Consider the following 23,534-nt stretch of genomic DNA (forward strand, 5'->3'; position numbering starts at 1 on the left):
GGCAACTATGTACATATGGGATGATTTAAATAATAGAAAGATTCATGGTGAGTGAGATGGAACGAATTAAGTATTACGGAAACGGATATGGGAACAAAGATAAATCAGAAATATTAAATTTTATTGAAAATTTTGATTGTGATATGACTTTAGATTTAGAAGACATTGTGGAATTATATAATGTTTTACTATTTTCAGAATCATATGGATGTATCGACAAGACAGAACCAATTGAAAATTTTAAGAAGTACTCATCTGCAATCTTCGGAAAGTTTTTTTCAATCTATAAGTTGAATGAAGAGGGGGTAAGTGAATATAATGAGTTGGAAGAATCATATCAGAAAGATTTTTGGTCCATTTTTGTAAGATTTGGTTTGATGAAGAAAACTATAGTCTCTGATTTTCAAAATTTTATTGAGACGGCAGATGTACCCGCATGGTATTTGCTCCAGCATGAGGGAATTGTAAAAAAATATGATTTTACAATTAAAAGCTTTTTGTTAAACAAACCAAAGTATTTCGAACTTTTTCTTGATTTTTATAATAGAACGACTAAACCAGACTTTTTTTTCCCAACAACTTTTAATGAGAATAAAGTAAATGAGTGGGCCAGAAGATATTGTGAGTTGCCAGATGGAAATACAAACTACTTGGAAAGCATTATGAATTGGAGCAACAAACAAACCTATAAATTATCACCTAAAGTTAAGTTGTTAGCTGAAAGAGCTCGTAAGGGAATACTTGACAAAATTTTTAATAAGAATACTGGTCACCCGATAAAAATGGCAGTTAGTTTTCAAGACAATCTGGATAGAGATTTTGATTTAAAAAAGGGAGACGGTCTAAACTTTACATTACTATTCAATAATAAATTACTTTTAGATAATATGGAACCACCATCTATTTTAAATAACTTTATTTATGTATTTGGGTTTTATAACATACTTGAAGGATTTACCCATGCTAGAAGTGGACATGAATCTGAAGGGTTATTGGATTTATTAACACAGCAGAAGTCAAAGTATACTTATACTAAACGTTATTCGCAAAAGGCTATCGAGGATTTGTATGATCTTGTATTTTATGCTTACTTTGATTTTTTAAATTATAATGGGGTAGATTTGGAGGAGGTTTTTTCTGATTTCTATAATACTCAGATTGAAACGAATTATCATAAAAAAGGTTTCTTCTTCTCCAAATCATCAACTCAAGTTTCTTTTTATGAACGATGCAAAGCGTTATTGCCAGAAATGGATTCCATTTTAAAACAATATGAATTGTTTTATGATGAAGGTGAGATAGATGAGGAACTTTTTGAAATTGGTTCTGTAGGAGATAGTTATCAAAGTCTACGGTCATTTAATGAGAAAAAATTTTGTTATTTTAAATCCAATAGAATTATTAAACTTAGTAATCTCCTTTTTTCAAACCAATCTATCTTAGCTACAAATAATGAAGGCAATAAATCAAAACCTTTTCACTTACGTGTCGTAGAAGGTGTTACCAAAGAGGATTTCAATCAATACCAGATTGAGTACGTTGATAAATTAATCACTGAAAAAATACTAGGATATAATGTTGCCAACCAGTTATATTTTAAAGATAAAAATTTGATTGTTCCTTTACACGCTTTATGGAGTGCAGGGTATTTGAACCTGCAATATTTCCCAGATGAAATCCTAAAATGTATTCAAAGAATGCATGAGTCGGGCGACGTTAGATATGGAAATACTCTCTTTTCCGAACAAGAAATCGATATGATCTCATTCTATATGGACGATAAAAAATTTGGAAATTCATTAGCAATCAGAAATAAAATTACTCATGGTAGAATGGCGCGCAAAAATGTAGCAGCAACCAAGTCATATTACTTGAAGCTATTAATGATACTGTTGCTTTACACCATAAGAATCGCAGAAGAATTGGATATGCTAGATAATCCGAATGAAAACTTAGCTTGAGAAGAGGAGAAAAGTAATGTGGTGGAATGATAAGCAATTACAAAAATTTCAACAAAAATGCGACAGAGCCTATGACACTCATAACTCTGAACTTCTTTTGGAACTGAGTAAGGATGGATACGAATTTGGACACAATGAAAGTTTTGAAGAAATATTAAAGGCTAATTATTTATATTGTGCAGCAACTAGTTTATCTGGATTGATAGAAATTTCATTTGAAAGTTTGACGGGTGATATCATTGAAGAATATTACGAGAAATGTATATACTTGTTTAGAACTGCTAGAGATTGCTAAAAAAATAAGAATTACAATGGAGCATAGATACCTAAAGGTTTTGGATTATTTTGATTTAGATGCACCACATAATAATCACAGAATTGATGATTCAGCACATATAAATTAGTTTTGAGAAGTGGACAATTGAGCTACTAAAACTTACTTTGAAGCATTGGATTAAAGGGAATTATCCAAATTAAAGTTAAGTAGATTATTAAGAACTTCACAGTATCCAATTACTTATGTGATATTTATCAATATCAGTATAAACTAAAGAAGGAGATTAGTTATTATCGATGAGTATATTATTTTGGAGTAGTATAATTTTAACTTTAGTGATCGCATACTTTAGTGGAAATAGTAATTCGAGAAATAAGATTTTGAATTATGCTCTGTTGTTTTTTTTGATTATAGATTTTCTTTTTATTGGTACTTTTTTAGTAGAAAATGTACCTGCTCTTATAAAAAAAATTCTTGATTATCTAAGTAATATGACATCTAGTCTGGATGTAGTAATCTTGGTTGCTTTAATTACGGGTTTAGTTTCGTTATTAAATTCTTTCTATTCAAGATACTCTGACAACAAAAACAAGCGAAGAGAATATTTGTCAGCTAAGAGAGAAGAACCTTATTCTGAGTTTATAGAACTAGTTTATAAACTGACTCAAAACGAGAAGAGTGAGAGTGAGTATAACAATGAGCAAATGGGTAAAGATATTAATAGTTTTAACAGTAAGCTGACACTTTGGGGATCACCTAAGGTTGTAAAAAAGTGGAATATATTTAGGAAGAATTCATTAGAGGGAAACTCGGAAGTGAATCCAGAAAAAAATTTGATTTTGATAGAAGAAGTAATGAATCAGATGCGAAAAGATTTAGGAGTGAAACCCGTTGGCAAGGGTAATCTATTATCTTTTTTTGTAAATGATATAGAAAAAATAATAGGTAAAAAAAAGTAGTAGCTTTTTTTGAATAATAAAATAATATACCGCCAAATATTTTTCAATCATACTTTTGATCTTCTTTAAACTTTCTTGTTCAAGCGTTTTGCAATCTATTTTGTGAAACGTTTTTTGTGTACATTTAAGCTAAACTAGTGGAATAGTGATTGCTGAAAAAAATTTGTAAGATGAGAAAAATATAGTAAAGCAAGATATATCTGGACAAGATTAAACAATAGGTTATTTTGCAAGATTTTTGACTTTTGGTTATGTGATTAATTGTAGACAATGATGGTAGTAAAGAATAATATGGAGATATTATCTAATTAAATTAAAGAGTTTTTTTTGAGTTCATACTCAACGTTTCAAGGAATCATTATCTTTAAAAAGAAGACTAAAAGTATGAGAAATTACGTATTTTGAGAAAGGGAGTTAAATGAAATGATAGATAGTTTTGCAAGGATTTATAAAGTGAACTCAACAAGCGACTTAGCTGAGAATGTCACAAAAGTATCCAGTGAGCTTAAGGAATATTCAAAAGAATTGATTGAGGAAAATGAGGTGAGAAAAAATAATCGGGAATATATATATCAAAGTGATTTAGTGAGAACAAAAGGTTTGATTGATAATCTTTTGAATACTATTAGTGATGACGACAAATTAGAAGAAATGTTTATTGAAATTTGTGATGCATTAGCAGAGAACTTGCTTATTGCTCAACGGAAGTTTTCTGAACGTTATCCTATGGTTAAATTGAGAGAAGGAAATATTATTTTTTATTTAAATAGTAATGGATTTTTAATATCTAAAATTGACAGGTCCCGATATTTAAATGGTGTTACTTATGAACGGGAAGTAGGCTTACCAGAGGAAAAACCCGGGCAAAAAATCGCCTATTTTCAGTTTTTAGATAATAATGAGGTTTCAATAACATTATCCGACTCAAATCCTAATATTTCCACTTTCTGGTTTGATGAGTTTTTAGAATTAAAGCCTATCAGTGATAATGAAAAAAATACAAAAAGAGCATTTATGGCGATTGAGGGATTCATTAATCGACAAGTAACAAAAATATCTAAAGCTGATGGTGTTGAATTAAGGAATAATCTGATTGGATATCTTAGAACAAATGAGGTTTTTTCGATTACAGAAGCTAAAGAGCGTATATTTGGCGAGTATAGGCCGCACAATGAGGAAATTAATATGGAAAAAATCAAGTCAAGTTTTGAAAAAAGTTATATAGAGAAGAAACCCAATTTTGATACCCAATTTCATATTTCTCCAGATATCATAAAAGCCAAAATGAAAAAAGTTTATAAAATAAAAGAGAATATTGAACTGAAAACTAACGGTTATATTGAAAATTTACGAGATGATATTATCGCAATTAGAGATGATGAAGGTCATTTTCATTTACAAATTTTAGATGTCACTTCGGAGGTATATGAAAGCTTTAAGAGGTAGAGTATGAAAAAAATGTTTGAATTTTTCAAGACACCCCACAACATAAAAGAAACAATGACTATTTTTGAATTTAAGCAAGAGTATGCAAATATTGATTATCAAATTGTTTCTGAAATTAAATCTGAAATATTTGAAATGGTTACAAGTAGAGATAAAGTGACCATAGTTTTTTATGAGACGGAATATGAGGATAATCGATTATCTATAGAAGAGATAAATAATGAGGATGACTTGACTCTTTTTACTGGCAAAGTAACTCTATATTTAAAAGTGAATAAAAGAGTATCAAATGGTTATTTATCTGTATACAATTTAAAATTTTTTGAGAAATTCTTGATTGAACGAAATTTTATTGAATTGATTCGAATTTTAAGCAAGTATATTTTTGAAAAAGGTATTGAAAAATTTTCTGTTTTAGATAAACCAGATGTTAAAATTTTTTCTAGTAATACTTTTGAAATTTCTGGAGAAAAAGTTCCAAGAAAGATAAAAGAGAACATTGAAAGATACAAGATATTAAATAAATTTCATGATATTGGTCAATTGATAGATTTTAATGATGTCAAATTTGTTCCAGAGGACTTTGAGAATCAAATAGAAAATTTAGAGTATATGGAACTCATAAATAAGTTTGAGAAGTGTAAAATATTTTTTTCTATCGTTTTCTTGGTAAATAGTACTAAATTTAATGATAATTTTAGCTTTCAAATTGAAATAAAATCAAAAGAAAGGCATAAAGAACTGATCAAGTATGATTCTTTGTCATCGAATTTTTATAATAAAGCTTATGAAATTTATCGATGGGTGTATTCAGAAATAATTGTTGATAAAGTTCAAATTGTTCGATATTTTATGATTGAAAGCTTCAACGATGTTGTATTACTTGATAATGATGTATATAAATCGGTCTTATTTTCATATTCACAATTTATTAATAAGGAACTAGATAAGTTTATCAGTGCCCAAGATAAAGCCTTAGTGGCAATCAAAGAAAATCAAAAAAAGTTTAAAGAACTGAGAAGTAATGTAGTTTCTATATTTAAGACAAATTCTTTTACTATGTTAGGTTTTTTTATTTCGAATTATTTAGTTAAACAAATTAATAATAATAATCTTGGTGCAACCAGTATATTAAAAGTATCTGGTCTAGCTATCTGTGGTGTTTTTGGAATTTACTTATTATTGACAGTTCTTCAAACATTTATTGAGACTAAACGGTTGAAAAAGGATTATAAAGATTTAAGAAATATGTTATCTGAAAACCTCGTAGAAAAGTATGTATTTAAATATTTGCCTGATGAGGTTATTAACGCAGAAGTTAAATATATTTTTTACTATTCGTTAGTTGTATTTCTTGCATGGGTAATAGAAATAGTATTAATGATGTATTTTATTATTAAGTTAGTATAGCCAATCAGTGATAACTATTTTAAAAATTCTGATTTCACTCGAATTTCAAATAGTCAGATTAGTTCTGATAAATTATCTATATTATCTCGATCATCCTGAAAGAATAATACACTGGCGAGTTTTTTGACCATACTTTTGACCTTCTCGAACAAGTTTTATTGACAATTAACAAGGTTTTATATTTTGTCTGAAAGCTGATTTAAATCGGTTCGTGTTATGCTAGATACAACCAGATTTTTAGGAAACACACAATACGGTCTCAAGGACGCCAACGCTGCGGAATAATTCTAACTTGCTTAGAATGCTGTTGTGTCAACAGTTCAGAGGCTCTTCCTTTATCCGGAAGAGCCTCTTTTTTGTCTACCTATTGATCCCAATAGTTAACCCTTCCATAAGTAGACTACTTCTCGCCTGTCATGGGGGCAGCGGATCAACTTAGAAAGTTCAGATTAAACTGAAGGTACGGCTTTAACCATTTATTTTGTAAGGCAAAGAGCCAAAAGAAATTCCGTTCTTTTGGCTCTTACTCCAGCTAAAATATGGTTTAATACAGTATCCTCACAGCAAAAGTTCATAAGGGGCGATTCTTTTTGCGAGATCGATCATAGCGGCTATTTGCTCTGGTGTTTCCGTGGCGCCTTTGCGAATCCAAACCATAATAATGGCGATGATGCTGGATAAAAGAATTTCCATGGCATAGTCTTCCGGGATTTCTTTTTTGGGAAACAGCAGTTGATTTGTGGCTTCAAGTTGGGCATGAATCATTTCTTCCATCACTTCTTTGATAAGGGTGGGAAAATTAGGATCGCCGCCTTTACTTGCCAGTGCCGCGACAAAGGGGAAGTCATCTTTTATATAATGCATGGCAGTTACAATCCGATCATAAGGGACTAAATCAATGGTTTGACCATGCATGGTTGGAGTGGATGCATCATCTGACAACATAATTTGTTTTAAATCATAGATAATTTCCATTTCCAATTTTTCTAATAAGTCATACTTATCTACATAATGAAGATAAAATGTTCCCCGATTAATCTCAGAACCACGGGCAATGTCGCTGACGGTTAGATTATCAAATCCTTTCGTGTTTAATAAATCGATAAAGGTTTTCCGAATATCATTTTTTGTTGATGTTTGACGTTTTTTCAACGTAGTCACTCCTTAAATGAACACTTCGCTTAGTAGTGTCAATTGCCAATTTCTATTACTCATTCTATACTGAGTCCATCGTTAAATCAACACGGTGTTTTAATTACAAGGAGTGAGTCAAATGAGTTACATCGAGGTAAAAAATAGTTGGAAAAGATACCAGATGGGTGACACGATTATTGCTGCAAATAATAATGTCAGCTTTGAAGTTGAAAAAGGTGAACTAGCGATCATTTTAGGAGCATCAGGTGCAGGAAAATCAACGATGCTGAACATTTTAGGTGGCATGGATACCAATGACGAGGGCCAAATTCTCATTGACGGCAAGGATATTTCAGGTTATAACGCAAAACAGTTGACCCGTTATCGTCGCGAGGATGTGGGCTTTGTCTTTCAATTTTACAATTTAGTTCCCAATTTGACGGCTAAAGAAAATGTAGAGCTGGCCTCTGAAATTGTTGAAGGGGCGGCCGATCCGGTGGCGACTTTGAAGAATGTCGGTTTAGCTGATCGGATCAATAACTTTCCTGCGCAACTTTCAGGTGGGGAGCAGCAGCGTGTTTCGATTGCTCGAGCAGTGGCTAAAAATCCTAAAATTCTATTGTGTGATGAGCCAACTGGTGCATTGGATTATGAGACTGGGAAACAGGTGCTGCAAATCCTACAAGACATGAGCCGGGTGCAGGGGGCGACGGTGATCATCGTAACCCATAATGCAGCAATTGCACCGATTGCGGACCGGGTAATTCGCATGCGAGATGCCAAGGTTCAAAGTGTCGATCTAAACCCAAATCCAACGGCAATCGCAGACATTGAATGGTAGGTGATACAAAATGAAGAAGAAAATGCTTTGGAAGGACGTTTTCAAATCTATTTCAAAGTCTAAAGGACGATTCTTTTCGATAGTTGGACTGATGTTGTTAGGTTCCTTTGCATTGGTCGGATTAAAAGTGACCGGACCCGACATGCGGGCAACCGGCGAAAATTATGTGAATAGATTAGATAGTGCCGATATCACTGTAATCAGTCCGCTTGGCTTGGATGATTTTGACGTAAAGACTCTCAATAAAACCAAAGGGACTCAGCATATTGAATACGGCTACTTAAAAGACGTGGTTATAAAAGGCAGCGATGAAAGTATTCGTCTGTATTCAATGGGAAAAGACTTATCTGGCTATCACTTGGTGAAGGGCCGGCTGCCGGAGAATGCCAATGAAATTGCCTTAGACAATATTCATAATGAAAAGTACCAGATTGGTGACACCTTTAAAGTGGCTGAAAAAGCGGATGCTACGGGAACGAAAATCTTAAAAATGAATGATTTCAAGATTGTGGGCTTCGTCTATTCAGGAGAAATTCTCTCCAACGTTAATATGGGCCAGTCCACAGCTGGTAGTGGTGAATTAAAAGGGTATGGCGTTGTTACGAAAGAGACCTTTGATTCTCCATATTACATGCTTGCCAGGATGAGTTTTAAAGATACAGTTGCTGTGGATCCGTATTCGGATGACTACACGAATAAGATTCAAGCCCATAAAGAGGCATTAAGTAAATTGTTAGAAAACCAACCCGAAATTCGGTTGGCAGCTATTCAAAAAGAGTATCAACAACAAATTGACGCCGGACAAAAGAAAATCGATGATGCTAAAAAACAATTAGCAGATGCTAAAAAACAATTGACTGCTGGTGAGTTGAAAATGAAAGCTGGTCAAGAACAGATTCAGCAGGCGCAGGACGCCATAAGTCAAGGGGAAACGCAATTAGCCAGTGCAAAAGAAGCCTTGTCGTCAGGTAAAACAACGCTAGAGGAAAAATGGACACAACTACAAGTAGGAAACAGTCAGTTAGACAGGGCTAAAAGTTCATTAGATGTTGGGGCGCTCCAATTATCTGAAGCCGCAAATGCAATTGCAGATGGCAAAAGCCAACTGGATTCCGGGCAAAGGCAAATTACTCAAAAAGAAACCGAGCTAACCGCAGCAAAACAAGAATACGCGGATAAAAAGGCACAACTTGACACTGCACAAGTAACGTATAGTGCTGGAAAGAGCAAATATGATGTGGCAGAAAAAGAGATTGAAAAAAATGAGCAACAATTAGAGACCGGAAAGGATAAGTATGAATCTGGCTTGCAACAATTATCCACTGGTATCGATCAGGTCAATGCCGGACTCAGCCAAATCCAGCAACAATTAGTAGATATTGAAAAAGCTCTGGCACAGCCGGACTTACCAGAGAACCAAAAACAGCAATTAGCAGCCCAACAGCAAACCCTAAACCAGAAAAAAGCGGAAGCTCAAAAGCAATTAGCTGCTTTGACAATAAAACAAACGGCTACTCAAGCAGAATATGATGCCTTTAAAACGAATACTTACACTCCTGGTAAAACGAAGCTGGAGATGGCGAAAAAAGAATTGGCAGCTCAAAAGAAAGCGTTGGACCAAGCAGCTGAAAAAATCAGGACAGGACAACAACAGCTGACCGCAGCAGAGGCTCAGATAATTAACGGCGAGCAGCAATTAGCAGCAGCCAAAGAAACGATTGCTGCAAATCAACAAGTGTTGGCTGAAAAAGAACAGGAGTATCAAGCAGCTCTTGCCCAGTACAATAGCGGCTTGGCCAGCTATAACCAAAATCAAGCGGCCTATTATGCGGGCTTAGCCCAATGGACCCAAGGAGTGGAGACGCTAGATACGAAATCAGCGGAATACCAAGCAAATAAAGACAAATTAGCAGCTGCCAAGTCAGAACTGGCAGACAAGGAAACGGATTTGTCAGAAGCAAAAGATGAATTGGCGGAAAAGCAAAAAGCGTTTGCTGAGAAAGAACCAGATGCCAAAAAAGGAATCGAAGAGGCCGAGGAAAAACTAAACGACGCGCAAGAGACACTAGACAAGTTGAAGGCGCCAGTTTACAGTTTGGATAGTCGCCGTGAAATTCCCGGTAGCGAGGGGTACAAAATGTATAGTACCATCTCAGAAATTGTCGATGCTTTAGCCAATGTGTTCCCGATTTTCTTGTATTTTGTTGCGGCATTAGTCACCTCGACAACGATGGCGCGTTTTGTTGATGAAGAGCGAATCAACTCAGGAACACTGAAAGCACTGGGTTATTCCAATAAAGATGTTTTGAAGAAATTCACTTTTTATGGATTAGTATCAAGCTTACTAGGAACAATCATCGGGATTATTCTGGGGCATACGCTATTACCTCTTATTGTGTATAATGCTTATCACGATGGATTTGTGTTCCAAACTATTGAACTGCATTTCAATCCGGGAATTTCTCTGGTTGCTATATTATTGGCGGTCATCAGTTCTGTTGGTCCCGCCTGGTTAGTCGCAGCAAGTGAGTTGAAGGAGCAGCCGGCCACATTGCTATTGCCTAAACCACCGGCAGCCGGCTCCAAGATTTTATTGGAAAGAATGCCGTTTATATGGAAAAAAATGAGCTTCACTCACAAAGTAACTGCTCGAAATATTTTTCGTTACAAAAAGCGCATGCTGATGACGATTTTTGGGGTAGCCGGAGCCGTGGCATTGCTATTCGCCGGCTTTAGCGTGCAACATTCCATTGGTGGAATCAGTGAACGACAATTCGGTGAAATTATTCACTACGATATGATCATCGCTGAAACCGATCACCTGCTAGCTAAACAAAAGACCGAGGTAGAAGATCAATTAAAAGAAACTGAAGTGAAGGAATCTTTGGGAGTTCACTTTGAATCCATGACAAAAATAGCAGGAGCTAACAAAGATGCCCAAGAGATTAAGCTAATTGTTCCAAGTGATACGAAAAAACTGCCAAATTATGTGTCTTTAGATAATCGCAAAAGTGGGGCAAACCTGACACTCCCAGATGATGGTGTGGTTGTCTCAGAACGATTGGCAAAATTATTGAATGTGCAAATAGGAGACACAATTACTCTGGAGGATGGCGAGAATATTAGCCGTAAGCTGAAGATTAGCGGGATTGCTGAGCTGTATATGGGACATTTTGTCTTTGCCAGCAAGACAAGCTATGCCCGTATTTTTGAAACGGATTATCAAACGAATGCCTATTTAGTGAATTTAGAAAATAACTCCCTTGGCAATACAGAAAAACAAGCGGCGAAATTCATGAATCTTGCCGGTGTAAAAGGCGTCGTCCAAAATACGACAATGATTAATCAAGTGCATACTATCGTGAATTCATTAAACAAAATCATGAAAGTCTTGATTGTGATTGCCGCTCTATTGGGAATTGTTATCCTGTATAATTTGACCAATATCAATGTCTCCGAGCGAATTCGTGAGCTTTCTACGATCAAAGTTCTTGGATTTTACGATGGGGAAGTGACGATGTATATTTACCGAGAAACGATTCTCTTAACAATTCTCGGAGTATTAGCTGGATTTGGGATTGGTGAAGCACTCCATCGTTATATCATTACGGTTGTGCCGCCAGATGATGTCATGTTTAATCCGGCTTTAGGTACAACAAGCTTTGTGATTCCAGCGATAATTATTGCGCTGGTGACTGCAATTTTAGGCTTTGTTGTCAACTATCGCTTGAAAAACGTGGATATGTTGGAAGCATTGAAGTCCGTGGATTGATTTTCTTACGACGAGAGGCCCACTGATCTGGATACTGGGAAAGCCTTCAGTCTGACAGTCAATTAGCGCTTTACAGAAAAGTAAAAAGAGGTTCTCTCAATTTCGAGGGAACCTCTTTTTGCACGAGCAGTTATTTAGAGAGTCGGTATTTTTGCAAAGGGACTTCTGATGTTTAGCGATTTTCCTGCGAGGCGCTGTGGACCAGTTCGTTAAAGAAGAGTCTGGCTACATTTGAAAAAGTTCCATTTTTCTTCCAAATGACACTGGTGTTGGCAGTCAGAGGAGGGGCAAAGGGAATAAATGTCAAACCGAGGTTTTTAGTGTTGATGATCCCATCAATACAAAGCGCGATGGTTTGGCCGTATTTTACTAAGACTGAAGCGTTGTAAAGCAGATTATAAGTTCCAACAACGTTATAGTTGCTTAGGTTTCCACCTAACCAGTCAGCTAGTTGATTGTCCACTAGAGACTGACTGGAAATTAAGAGTGGTTGATCAACCAAATCTGCCGAAGTAATTTGCGTTTTGCAGGCTAACGGGTGACAATCGTTAATCAAAATACCCCAGCGATCAGAAAGTGGCAAAGGCAGATAATCATATTTTTGCTTTTCAACAGGATCAATGACTAACCCAAAATCCAACAGGCCCTTATCAATTTTTTCTTTGATGTCATCGGCATTTCCACTGTAAAGATGGACGTTGATCTCAGGGTATTGTTCTAATAAAACATTTAAAATACGAGAAATAAATTGAAACGCTTGAGTTTCTCCACCACCGATTGTGATATCACCACCGATGATATCATTTTTTTTCAGGTTGGCAGTGGTGGTTTCTACCAATGAGAGGATCTCTTTTCCACGATTCACTAAGTAAGTTCCTTCTTCGGTCAAAGTGATTTCACGGTTGCCCCGGATAAAAAGTTGTACGCCAAGTTCTGCCTCCAATTCTTTTAATTGCTTGGAAAGAGCAGGTTGTGAGAGGTATAAAGTCTCTGCGGCTCGACTGATTGTCTTTTCTCGTGCAACAGTCATGAAATAATTTAAAACACGTAAATCCATTGGCAGCTCCTTCTATAATAAAAAGTTATATTTAGGTATGTTCTATAAGTATTATTCATTATTAGTGTACCTGATTATACTTAAACTGACAAACCAACAAGGAGGCAAATAGATGACTGAAGCGAGCTTACTCGAACAAATAAGCAATAAAGAAATTTTGGCTGATTCAGAATTATTTAAGGAGATCCATCGAATAAAGCATCAAAACGAAGGCGTAATTGCAGAAATGAATACCGGCTACCATGATGCGGTAGAGACGTTACAATATTTCGAAGCTATCACAGGGAAAAAACTGGATTCCACTGTGACAGTGTCGCTACCTTTTTACACTGACTTTGGTGCTCACATTATGCTGGGCAAGAATGTTTTCATCAATCAAAATGTTACCTTTGTAGATCTAGGAGGGATTGTGATTGAAGAGGATGTGTTGATTGGACCAATGAGCCGGCTGATTACAGTAAATCACCTATTGGATCCGCAAAAGCGCAGAGGTTTGCTGACCAAGCCAATCACAATTAAGAAAAATGCATGGATTGGTGCAAATGTTACGATCTTACCAGGGGTCACCATCGGAAAAGACAGTGTAATTGCTGCCGATTCAACTGTAACCACAGATATTCCTGAGGGGGTCATTGCCGCAGGAACACCAGCCAGAGTAATCAAGCAGCTAATAAGCGATGAGGAGGAAAAAAATGAAGACTTTAAATGATACAGTAATTGTAATTCTTGGTGCTTCTTCTGGTATTGGGGAAGCTACTGCAAAAATATTAGCTGAAAAAGGTGCGCAGTTAGTAATCGCTGCTCGGCGAGAAGATCGACTGAAAAACTTGGCAACAACGTTAGGGAGAAATGTCTATTATAAAACTGCGGATGTTACAAAAAGAGAACAGGTACAACAAGTTATTGACTTAGCGATGGAAAAATTTGGCAAAATTGATGTCATCTTTAATAATGCTGGGATCATGCCCCAAGGTAATTTAGCAAAACTAGAATATGAACAATGGGAGCAGATGCTAGCGGTCAATATCATGGGTGTCTTAAACGGAATCGGAGCCGTTTTGCCAATCATGCAAAAGCAGCAGGCTGGTTTGATCATTACGACAGATTCGATAGCTGGGCATGTCGTTTATCCAGGATCAGCTGTTTATAATGGAACGAAATATGCGGTGAGAGCAATTATGGAGGGGTTAAGACAAGAGGAGCTAGAAAATGGCATTCGCGCAACAATCATTTCCCCGGGCATGGTTGCATCTGAATTGTTCAAAACAGTAGGAAATCCTGTATTAGAAGCCTCTTTGCGGCAAACCGCTAGTCAACCAGGAAATAGTTTGCTTCCACAAGACGTAGCTCGAGCCGTTTTATATGCGATTGAACAGCCGGCCCATGTTACTGTCAGTGAAGTGCTTATCCGGCCAGCAAAACAATTGATCTAGCTGAGGATAGTGAAAATGACGAAACGAGTAAACAAAGCCTATCTTTTTTTATCTTGCATGGGATTGAGTGATTGTTGCAGTGTAGCAAAGGAACAGGTAAATGTGGATGATATGGACAGAACGCCGCCTTATATTTCCTCAGAAAATGAAAATACTCTGACTTCTGGGGGTGATAAACAGGCGAGTCTAACCCTGTGGATTGAAGATGAAAAATTTGAAATCTGCCTAGCGGAAACCCCTGCAGCCGCGCAATTGGTGCAACTATTACCAAAATCATTTATAATGCATGATTTGAACCAGCAGGAGAAGTATTATGTGCTTTCGCAAGCGCTACCTGAAGAGCCAATAAGTGTTGGCCAGATTCAAGCTGGCGATGTGATGTTATACGGCCGTGATACGCTGGTAATTTTTTATAAAAAATTTGAGACTTTCTATTCCTATACTAGACTGGGAAAGGTTGTGAATCCCGTTGAGTTAGCAAAGCTTTCTAGAAATGGCCCACTTGCTGTGGAAATCAATAATTAAGATCCAGAACGTTGGAAAACTGCTAGAGAGAATTTTTCATAAAGAAAGATGCGAGCTAAAATCCGACATAGTATTTCATGAAGCCGCTTTTTTGACGCTTCTTTTCATCCGTGTTACGTTTAAATTAGCACTTTTTCCTAAGGAGGCCGAGGATGAAAAGATATGACAAGCTTTTTTATGATGGTAATTGGCAGGCAGCACACTCAGAAAAATTGGCAGAAGTAATCAATCCCACGACTGAAGAAGCAATCGCACAGGTAATTCAGGCAGACCACGAGGATATTGACCGGGCAGTGGCGGCAGCTAAGGAGGCTTTTCCAGCTTGGAATGAGACAGCCCCTTTTGAGCGATCCGTTTATTTGAAAAGAATTCTAGCGGGATTGACAGCGAGAAAAGAGGAAATTGCGGATGTAATCGTTCAAGAGTTAGGAGCTAGTCGATCATTTTCGGAACAGGGGCAAGTGGGCCTAGCTCTTAAGGAATTGCAAGCAACGTTGGAAGAATTGGCAGATTTTGCCTTTGAAGAAGAAATCGACAATGCGACAATTATTAAAGAGGGCTTTGGCGTGGTAGCTTGTATTACACCATGGAACTATCCCCTAAATCAGATTCAGCGGAAGATCACGCCGGCTCTTTTGACTGGGAACACAGTGGTTGTCAAGCCAGCGTCCAATACGCCGTTAACCGCGATTTTATATGCGGAGATCATCCAAGAAGCAGGATTACCGGCTGGGGTCTTTAATTTGGTGACAGGCAGTGGCAGTGATGCCGGAAACTATTTGGCTGAACATGAAGACGTGGCGGTGGTTTCTTTTACGGGATCAACAGCAGTTGGGAAAAAACTATCTGCCAGTGCGGCTGCTACGGTCAAAAAAACAGTGATGGAACTAGGAGGCAAATCTGCTATGATTTACCTTCCTGGCGGGGATCTGGCGCTTGCCGTCAAGCTGGCAGCAAGTACAGTATTAGACAATCAAGGGCAGACCTGTTCGGCCCTCACTCGATTATTGGTTCCAGAAGACATGCTGGCTAAAACCAAAACAGCGCTGAAAGACTACTATGAGACCGTCACAGTCGGAAATCCGGCAGAGTCGACAACTCGCGTGGGCCCGGTGGTTTCGGAAGAACAGTTAAAGACTGTGTTGGATTACATTGAAATCGGAAAAAAAGAAGGAGCCGAAGTTTTGATCGGGGGCAAGGCCATTGAAGGGACTGGCTATTTCGTAGAACCGACTGTCTTCATTAATGGAAATAATCAGATGCGTATTGCTCGTGAGGAAATCTTTGGACCGGTTTTGACAGTCTTGACCTATAGTTCAGTTGCAGAGGCCATCACTATCGCCAATGATTCCGACTATGGCTTGTCTGGTGGAGTCGTTGGTCCAGAAGAGGCTGCCTATGAAGTGGCTAAAAAAATGCGAACCGGCAATGTCATCATCAATGGCAGTAATCGTACACCGAAAGCTCCTTTTGGCGGCTATAAACAGTCAGGTATTGGTCGAGAGAATGGCCGTTTTGGATTGGAAGATTACGTAGAGATTAAAGCAGTCTTTCATGGATGAGTAGAAATAAGTTTTAAAAGGGTGAGTGTCTTTTCAGATGCTCGCTTTTTTTTGGATACATTTTGCCACCGATGGATTGTTTTATTTATCACAATTATTTCTAAATTCACGAATTTGAAAACTTCTTTAATTTGTTTCTTTATACCTTTAGTTTGTATCTGTAAGTTTCCCTCTGGAAGCGGTATCTTTGGATTGATCACAAGCTACCTAGTTATGACATAGCGAAAGTCTGGCGATTTGAACTGCTTGTTCTATAATCTTATGTTATTTATCAGAAAACAGCTTTTATTTTAAGAGATTGCAGAAAAATCTCATTACGTTGAGAGTTCGTTTTTTTGTCAGTACTTTAGTCTTTATAACCGGTAAGTAATTGGGATCTGGTCAGTGTTGACGAATTTTCGTGGGCACAAAAAGTTACGAGGAGGAGAAACATGAAAAACATTCGCTTCAAAAGTGTGGCAGTTTTGACATTGTTGGCAGCGCTAACAATGGGAGCAGCCGGCTGTCAGAAGAACACAGGTCAAAGTCAGACCAAGGATGAAACCAAGATTGTGTATTCCGAAACCGAGGAAGCCAAATTGAATCGTGGGATGGACAATCAGCCCCAGTCTTCTTATTGGTTCCCAGAAGATCTGTTGAAGTGGGATTTTGCCAAGGATCCTGATGCCAAATATAACGTCAGCACCACACCATTGGCAAAACGAGCAGATAAAAAATCATTGGCAACTGTTAATGATACGCAAGATCCGGATATGCAGGTAGTGGCACTGTCCATCATGAATTCCAGTACGAGCGGCAATGCGCCTCACGGGATTAATACCTTTGATGCCAACATCTTTTCATCCTGGCAATACATCGACAAAATGGTCTACTGGGGTGGCTCTTCTGGTGAAGGAATCATCGTGCCGCCAAGTGCTGATGTAATTGATGCTGCCCACAAAAACGGCGTACCGGTTTTGGGAACGATTTTCTTCCCGCAAACTGCCCACGGTGGGAAAATTGAGTGGTTATCACAATTTTTGGAAAAAGACAAAGACGGGAATTTTCCAATCGTAGACAAGATGATCGCAGTGGCAGATGCCTACGGATTTGACGGTTGGTTTATCAACCAAGAGACAGACAATGAAGTCACCAGCTTTGACGAAGCCGCAGAAAACAAGACAGAAACAAAAGAGGATAAGGCCACTTCTGAGTTGAATAAAAAACATGCCGAGCTGATGCAGGAACTGATTAAAGCCTACAAAGCCAAAGTCGGGGATAAGCAAGATCTCATGTGGTACGACTCCATGACCAAAGAAGGTAAGATGGATTGGCAAAATGCATTAACCGATAAAAACGATGCTTTCATGGTGGATGCCGAGATGAATCCGGTAGCTGACAATATGTTCCTGAATTTCTGGTGGAATACCGATGAACTGGCTGGCGACAAACTGTTGGAAAAATCTGCCGCCAAAGCTAAAGAATTGAACATCGACCCTTACGAGCTGTTTGCTGGTATCGACGTTCAAGCAGATGGCTACATGACACCAACGCGTTGGAGTCTATTTACTGATAAAAATAACAAACCCTACACTTCTCTTGGACTATATGTACCAGATTGGACGTATTTCTCCGGTGGCACACCAGATGATATCCAAGCCCGGGAAAATACCTTCTGGGTCAATGGTCAAGCTGATCCAACTTTGAGCGTTCCAGTAGAAGATGGTGCTTGGCCGGGGGTTTCCACCTATGCAGTGGAACAGACGGCCATCACAGACATGCCTTTTGTTACTAATTTTAATTTGGGAAATGGCTACAATTACTTTATTGATGGTAAAAAAGTTTCGGGTCTCGACTGGAACAATCGCAGTCTGCAGGACATTTTGCCGACTTACCGTTGGATCTTCAATCACGGCAAAGGCAATGATTTGGACGTATTGATGGACTATGCAGAAGCTTATCAAGGCGGAAATTCCTTGAAGCTGCGGGGCAACATGAATGAAAAAACTGCTAGCACAATTAAGCTTTATGCCACTGATTTTGAACTGGCAAAGGATGCAGTCTTTACTACGACCGCCAAAGCGACAGAAGATACTGCCCTTGATTTAGTTTTGACACTGGCAGATGGCAAAGAAGAAACCTTCAAAGCCGATAAAAAAGTTGGCTCAGATTGGACGACAGTCACTTACGATGTTGCCAAAGCAGCCGGCAAAGAGATCAAAGGTATTTCTTACAGCATCACCAGTGAAAAAACCAGCGACGTTTACGAGCTGAATTTCGGTCAAATTTCCCTCACTGGTAAAGAGAGCAAATCTGAAATGGCTGTAAAAAATGTCAAGATTGAGGATACACTATTTGACGAAGAGGAAAGCAATTATGCCGGCGTGCGTTTGACTTGGGAGGCTGTCGATAGCGATAATTTTTCGCATTATGAAATCTATCGGATTAATAAAGACAACAGCCGCTCATTTATCGGTGCGACACCGGCAGCCAACCATTATATCAATGCGCTGGAACGAAATGATGACACCAATAAGACGAATTTTGTGGTAGTGCCAGTAGATATCTGGGGCAACCGGGGCAAGGATTCCGATAAAGTGACAATGGAGTGGCCGAACAACGCGATTCCAAAAGCAGCTTTCAAAGCATCCCGGACCTTGATTGCACCTGGTGACAGCGTAACCTTTACCAATGCGTCTTCTGCCAATACCGAATCAGTTAAATGGGAATTTGAAGGAGGCAATATCAGCGACAGTACCGACGATGCACCAGTCGTAACTTACGACAAAGCTGGTACCTACGCAGTGAAATTGACGGCTAAGAACAAAGCCGGTGAAACACCTGTTGAAGTCAAAGAATTCATTACTGTTTCTGAAGATACCAAAGGAGACTTGGCCTTGTTGTCAGCAGGAGCCAAAACAGAGGCATCCGGCTTCACCAACGATAACGAAGCGCCACAAATGGCAGTTGACGGCAAGTTGGATACCAAGTGGTGTGCCACTGGAACACCGCCTCATGAAATTACTTTGGATCTAGGGGCAGTCAAGACCGTCAGCGAAGTACACTTGGCTCATGCCGAAGCAGGTGGTGAAAGCCCAGATATGAATACGAAAGCTTACACAATTTTTGTCAGTGAAGACGGCAAAGAGTTCACGCAAGTTACCCGGGTCATCAATAACGCAGCACCGGAATCGGTCGATACGTTCCCGGCAGTCAAAGCTCGCTATGTAAAACTTGCTACTGACAAACCGACACAAGGCTCTGATTCAGCAGTTCGTATTTATGAAATGGGTGTGTACGGATTGAAATAAATGACGACAGGTTGAAAGGCTCACTTAAATGAAGCAATGACAACCGTTTTGTCACCCCTCCTTTAAAGGGAATATGACTAAATGACAAGCAACTTCCATTGAAAAGCAGTGGAAGTTGCTTGTTTTTTCGCTTCAGAATACTTGATGTCACACCTGTTTTCTTGTGAGTCCAGGCTAACAGCACGGGTCTATTCAAGACAGAAATCAGCTTCTGGGATTGACGGGCTGGTAAAGAAGCGGGATAATCGCTTTATGTTGAAAAAAAGAGGGCAGACTATGAAAAAGATCATCAAACAGACGCTGACGGCAGCGGCGTTGCTTTTATTACTGGGGGTTGCCGGTTGTGAGAAGAGAAACAGCAGTGACCAATCGACTGCCAAAAACAGTACTGAGACAACGGTGCTACAGGAGAGTACAACGGTTGCTGCAAAATCCTCAGAAGCATCCGCAGACAAGACTCCAAGTACTACTTCACAATCAACAAGCTCAGATTCAGCTACTGACGCGACAAAAACGACACAGCAGCTGCAAAAATTGCGAAATGAGACGCTTGAGGAATTGGCAGTAAAAGATTACAGTGGGACTCAGACGATTGAAATCAATGGGAATCGGCCCTTTTTCTCTGATACGGATCTTTCCACCAAAGCCGGCTCTTGGGAAAAATATGGTGAGCTGGATCATTTGAATCGAGTCACGACCGCAGAAGCCCTTTTAAATCAAGATTTGATGCCTACGGAAAAAAGAGGGGATATTTCCAGTGTTACTCCCACCGGTTGGAAGAATAAAAAAATCAATGGTGCCTATTTGTTCAATCGTTCTCATTTGATTGGCTATGCACTGGCCGGAGAAAATGCCAATTGGAAAAATTTATTTACTGGTACTAGGCAACTGAACTCCCCGGAAATGCTGCGATATGAAATGGATATCAAGTATTATTTGGAAAAAAGTTCCGAGAATTACGTTCGCTATCGGGTCACACCGATTTTCCGCGAAAATGAGTTGGTGGCTCGGGGCGTACAGATGGAAGGACAGTCGATAGGCAGCGACGCCATCTGTTTTAATGTCTATATCTTCAATATACAAGACGGAGTGACGCTGAATTATGCGGACGGCTCTAGTACTATTACCTCTGCTGGTTCTGATGCGTCTCAAAGTAGCGATACAGCACCATCCACTTCTAAAAATGATGCTGCTGCAAATACGACAGAAGCAGCAGAAAAACAATATGTTGATGAAAACGGCAAAGGTCTAATCAAAGGATCTAAATCAAAAATCTACCATATTCCCGGCTCAAAACACTATGAACAGACCACCAACCCTAAAGCCTGGTTTAAGACTGTCAAGGAGGCCGAAGAAAGCGGCTATCGAGCACCAAAAGATCAGTAACTGTTTGGCAGTGCCAATTCTCAAAAAGGATAGCCGGGTGCAGAAAACCAGTAAAAGTTAAGCGAAGTAAATCCGTAGCTGTCGATTGAAGCAATCGACAGCTACGGATTTTTTTTGGTTTTGGCAAAAGTCTAGGCAAGACAAAAGACCCGGCGTAAGCGCACCGGGTCTTTCAAGGAAAATAAAGAATATGGGGTTTAAAGAAATGAACACAAGGGTTAAATCAAATTACAGATTAAGGCAATTTGATAACTTCTTCAGATTCTTTGTCGAAGAAGTGGGCTTTGTTGATGTTGAACGCCAAGTCGATTTGTTCGCCTGGTTTGTGGAAGTCACGAGCATCAACTTTAGAAATGAACTCTGTATCACCAGTTCTAGTGTACAACATTGATTCAGCACCCAACAATTCAGATACGACAACTTCAGCGTTAACTGTTGCTTCAGGTGAAGCTTCAATAGCCACTTGTTCAGAATGGATATCTTCTGGACGGATACCGAAGATCAATTGTTTGCCTTCGTAACCTTTTTCTACCAAGACTTTGTTTTTGCCTTCAGGAATGCGCAAGTTCAAGCCGTGGCCATCAGAAATCATGCCATTGTTCAAGGTAACGTTGAAGAAGTTCATTGCTGGAGATCCGATAAAGCCTGCAACAAAGACGTTAACTGGAGTATCATAAACTTCTTGAGGTGTACCGATTTGTTGGATGAAGCCATCTTTCATGATAACGATACGGTCAGCCATAGTCATCGCTTCTGTTTGGTCATGGGTTACGTAGATAGTTGTTGTGTTCAAGCGTTGGTGCAATTTCGCGATTTCAGCACGCATGGCTACACGCAATTTTGCATCCAAGTTTGACAAAGGTTCATCCATCAAGAAGACTTTTGCATCACGAACGATGGCACGACCCAAGGCAACACGCTGACGTTGACCACCAGACAATGCAGCTGGTTTACGGTCCAAGTATTCAGTCAAGCCCAAGATTTCAGCAGCGTTGTCAACACGAGCTTTGATGTCTGATTTGTCATATTTACGCAATTTCAAACCGAATGCCATGTTATCAAAAACAGTCATATGTGGGTACAATGCGTAGTTCTGGAATACCATGGCGATGTCGCGGTCTTTAGGAGCAACATCATTCATTACAGTGTCGCCAATGTACAATTCGCCTTCAGAAATATCTTCCAAACCAGCGATCATACGCAGAGTAGTCGATTTACCACAACCGGAAGGACCTACGAAAACGATGAATTCGCGGTCGGCGATATCCAAGTTGAAGTCTGTAACGGAGTAGTTATCGTTATTGTCGTATTTTTTGTAAACGTGTTTTAATGCCATTTCTACCATAAGTAGTTACCTCTTTTCGTTTTTCTGTACCCATAATATAACTGAAAACGCTTTTCTTGTCCTATGACAATCTGCACAAAAGAACAGCTATTTTTTTGTATAGTTTGTTGAAAACGCAAACACCACCGGCTTTATCTGATAGCCGATGGTGAAAGAGACACTGATATAAAAGGGTTTATACTAATTTTTAGCCCAATTGGAGGATCTGTTGGTTTTCTTGTGCAGGTTTACCAAAAAGTGAAGAGGTGGCATTGTAGATGTGCCGAGCCGTGGTGGCGTTGTTCATAGTGTACAAATGAATACCAGCGACATCTTGGGTCACCAGATCCACGATTTGATCGATGGCATAGGCCAAACCAGCATCTCGCAGTGCCACCGGATCATGTTCATACTTGTCCAAAATTGCTAAAAACTTGCGAGGCAGCTTGGCTTCAGAGGTTTTGATTAAGCGCAGCGCTTGCTTGCGGTTGATGATGGGCATGATTCCCGCCAAAATTGGTGCTTGGATGTCTGCTAGTTGGCAGTTTTCTTGAAAGCGATAGAAGATTTCGTTGTCGAAAAACAGTTGGGTAATCAGATGTTCACAGCCCTGGTCCGCTTTGTTTTTCAAATGCTTGATGTCGGTCACCCGGTCACAAGATTCTGGATGAACCTCGGGATAGCAAGCCCCGCTGACTTTGAAGTGGGGAGCGGTTTCTCGAATGAAAGAAACCAGGTCTGACGCATAGCGAAAATCAGTTTTCGGTGGGACATCAGGAATGATATCTCCTCGCAGGGCTAATATCTGATGGATTCCCAGCTGATCCAGAGCTTTTAGAATATCGGTTACCTGCTGACGAGTAAGATAGGCTGCCGGCAGATGGGCGATGGTAGCAACCCCCAAGCGATTTTTTACATAACCAGCGACTTTCAAAGTCGTCTCTTCAATGTTGCGTTTGTTATTGGAACAGGTGACACTGATAAAATCCGGTGCCAAGCCGCCCAACTCGGCCAAAGTTCCCATCAGTTTTTCTTCTCCGACTTGGGTATTGGGTGGAAAGATTTCAAATGAAAGTGTTGCGTGTTTTTGTTGAGCAGCTGACATGGCAGGGATTCCTTTCTTGACTACCGTTATAATCAATTGCTGAGGGCAGCCG

At 39.0% G+C, this 23,534-nt stretch carries 17 protein-coding genes; 13 read left to right on the forward strand and 4 right to left on the reverse strand.

Annotated features, from left to right (window positions below; all coding sequences use genetic code 11):
• The first annotated feature begins 56 nt into the window (after positions 1-56).
• The 5 genes from ACOMA8_RS12430 (at position 57) to ACOMA8_RS12450 (ending at position 6,053) form a co-directional block, all read left to right on the forward strand.
• On the forward strand, positions 57-1,961 hold the full coding sequence (locus tag ACOMA8_RS12430; RefSeq protein ID WP_421371136.1) for a hypothetical protein: 1,905 nt from the start codon (positions 57-59) through the stop codon (positions 1,959-1,961).
• Positions 1,962-1,977: 16 nt separating this feature from the next.
• Complete coding sequence (locus ACOMA8_RS12435) at positions 1,978-2,256, forward strand: hypothetical protein (protein WP_421371139.1); 279 nt, start codon at positions 1,978-1,980, stop codon at positions 2,254-2,256.
• A 278-nt stretch (positions 2,257-2,534) separates the two neighbouring features.
• On the forward strand, positions 2,535-3,197 hold the full coding sequence (locus tag ACOMA8_RS12440) for a hypothetical protein (protein ID WP_421371142.1): 663 nt from the start codon (positions 2,535-2,537) through the stop codon (positions 3,195-3,197).
• Positions 3,198-3,620: 423 nt separating this feature from the next.
• Positions 3,621-4,643, forward strand: a complete 1,023-nt coding sequence (locus ACOMA8_RS12445; RefSeq protein ID WP_421371144.1) for a hypothetical protein — start codon at positions 3,621-3,623, stop codon at positions 4,641-4,643.
• Positions 4,644-4,646: 3 nt separating this feature from the next.
• Positions 4,647-6,053, forward strand: coding sequence for a hypothetical protein (locus ACOMA8_RS12450; RefSeq protein ID WP_421371146.1), 1,407 nt, complete (start codon positions 4,647-4,649; stop codon positions 6,051-6,053).
• A gap of 558 nt (positions 6,054-6,611) precedes the next feature.
• Here the strand turns inward: ACOMA8_RS12450 and ACOMA8_RS12455 are convergent.
• Positions 6,612-7,205 (reverse strand): TetR/AcrR family transcriptional regulator, encoded by a 594-nt coding sequence (locus tag ACOMA8_RS12455; protein WP_421371148.1) that lies wholly within the window; start codon positions 7,203-7,205, stop codon positions 6,612-6,614.
• Between the two features lie 121 nt (positions 7,206-7,326).
• Between ACOMA8_RS12455 and ACOMA8_RS12460 the strand changes: the two genes are divergently transcribed.
• Together ACOMA8_RS12460 and ACOMA8_RS12465 are read left to right on the forward strand one after the other, a co-directional pair.
• On the forward strand, positions 7,327-8,028 hold the full coding sequence (locus ACOMA8_RS12460) for an ABC transporter ATP-binding protein (protein WP_161899344.1): 702 nt from the start codon (positions 7,327-7,329) through the stop codon (positions 8,026-8,028).
• Positions 8,029-8,038: 10 nt separating this feature from the next.
• On the forward strand, positions 8,039-11,800 hold the full coding sequence (locus tag ACOMA8_RS12465) for an FtsX-like permease family protein (protein WP_421371150.1): 3,762 nt from the start codon (positions 8,039-8,041) through the stop codon (positions 11,798-11,800).
• A gap of 172 nt (positions 11,801-11,972) precedes the next feature.
• Here ACOMA8_RS12465 and ACOMA8_RS12470 read toward each other — a convergent pair whose 3' ends face one another.
• Entirely contained in the window at positions 11,973-12,857 is an 885-nt protein-coding gene (locus ACOMA8_RS12470; RefSeq protein ID WP_421371152.1) for a LysR family transcriptional regulator, read from the reverse strand.
• 112 nt (positions 12,858-12,969) lie between these two features.
• Between ACOMA8_RS12470 and ACOMA8_RS12475 the strand changes: the two genes are divergently transcribed.
• The 6 genes from ACOMA8_RS12475 (at position 12,970) to ACOMA8_RS12500 (ending at position 21,053) form a co-directional block, all read left to right on the forward strand.
• Entirely contained in the window at positions 12,970-13,566 is a 597-nt protein-coding gene (locus ACOMA8_RS12475) for a DapH/DapD/GlmU-related protein (protein WP_161899347.1), read from the forward strand.
• Complete coding sequence (locus ACOMA8_RS12480; RefSeq protein ID WP_161899348.1) at positions 13,550-14,290, forward strand: SDR family oxidoreductase; 741 nt, start codon at positions 13,550-13,552, stop codon at positions 14,288-14,290. The genes ACOMA8_RS12475 and ACOMA8_RS12480 overlap by 17 nt, the downstream gene beginning before the upstream one ends.
• 15 nt (positions 14,291-14,305) lie before the next feature.
• Positions 14,306-14,815, forward strand: coding sequence for a cyclophilin-like fold protein (locus ACOMA8_RS12485; protein WP_421371155.1), 510 nt, complete (start codon positions 14,306-14,308; stop codon positions 14,813-14,815).
• A gap of 152 nt (positions 14,816-14,967) precedes the next feature.
• Positions 14,968-16,377: an aldehyde dehydrogenase family protein gene (locus ACOMA8_RS12490; RefSeq protein ID WP_421371157.1), complete on the forward strand. Its 1,410-nt coding sequence runs from the start codon at positions 14,968-14,970 to the stop codon at positions 16,375-16,377.
• A gap of 431 nt (positions 16,378-16,808) precedes the next feature.
• Entirely contained in the window at positions 16,809-19,667 is a 2,859-nt protein-coding gene (locus ACOMA8_RS12495; RefSeq protein WP_421371160.1) for an endo-beta-N-acetylglucosaminidase, read from the forward strand.
• Between the two features lie 276 nt (positions 19,668-19,943).
• Positions 19,944-21,053, forward strand: a complete 1,110-nt coding sequence (locus tag ACOMA8_RS12500) for a DNA/RNA non-specific endonuclease (RefSeq protein WP_421371162.1) — start codon at positions 19,944-19,946, stop codon at positions 21,051-21,053.
• A 235-nt stretch (positions 21,054-21,288) separates the two neighbouring features.
• On the opposite strand, the gene ACOMA8_RS12505 is transcribed toward ACOMA8_RS12500, so the two are convergent.
• Positions 21,289-22,398 carry an ABC transporter ATP-binding protein gene (locus ACOMA8_RS12505; RefSeq protein ID WP_161899353.1) on the reverse strand — a complete coding sequence of 370 codons (1,110 nt, stop codon included), beginning with the start codon at positions 22,396-22,398 and terminating at the stop codon, positions 21,289-21,291.
• Positions 22,399-22,585: 187 nt separating this feature from the next.
• Positions 22,586-23,482 (reverse strand): methylenetetrahydrofolate reductase [NAD(P)H], encoded by an 897-nt coding sequence (gene metF, locus ACOMA8_RS12510; RefSeq protein WP_421371165.1) that lies wholly within the window; start codon positions 23,480-23,482, stop codon positions 22,586-22,588.
• Between the last annotated feature and the right edge of the window lie 52 nt (positions 23,483-23,534).

Origin of the sequence: Enterococcus infantis, from assembly GCF_049166715.1 — a bacterium.
GTDB lineage: Bacteria > Bacillota > Bacilli > Lactobacillales > Enterococcaceae > Enterococcus_C > Enterococcus_C leclercqii.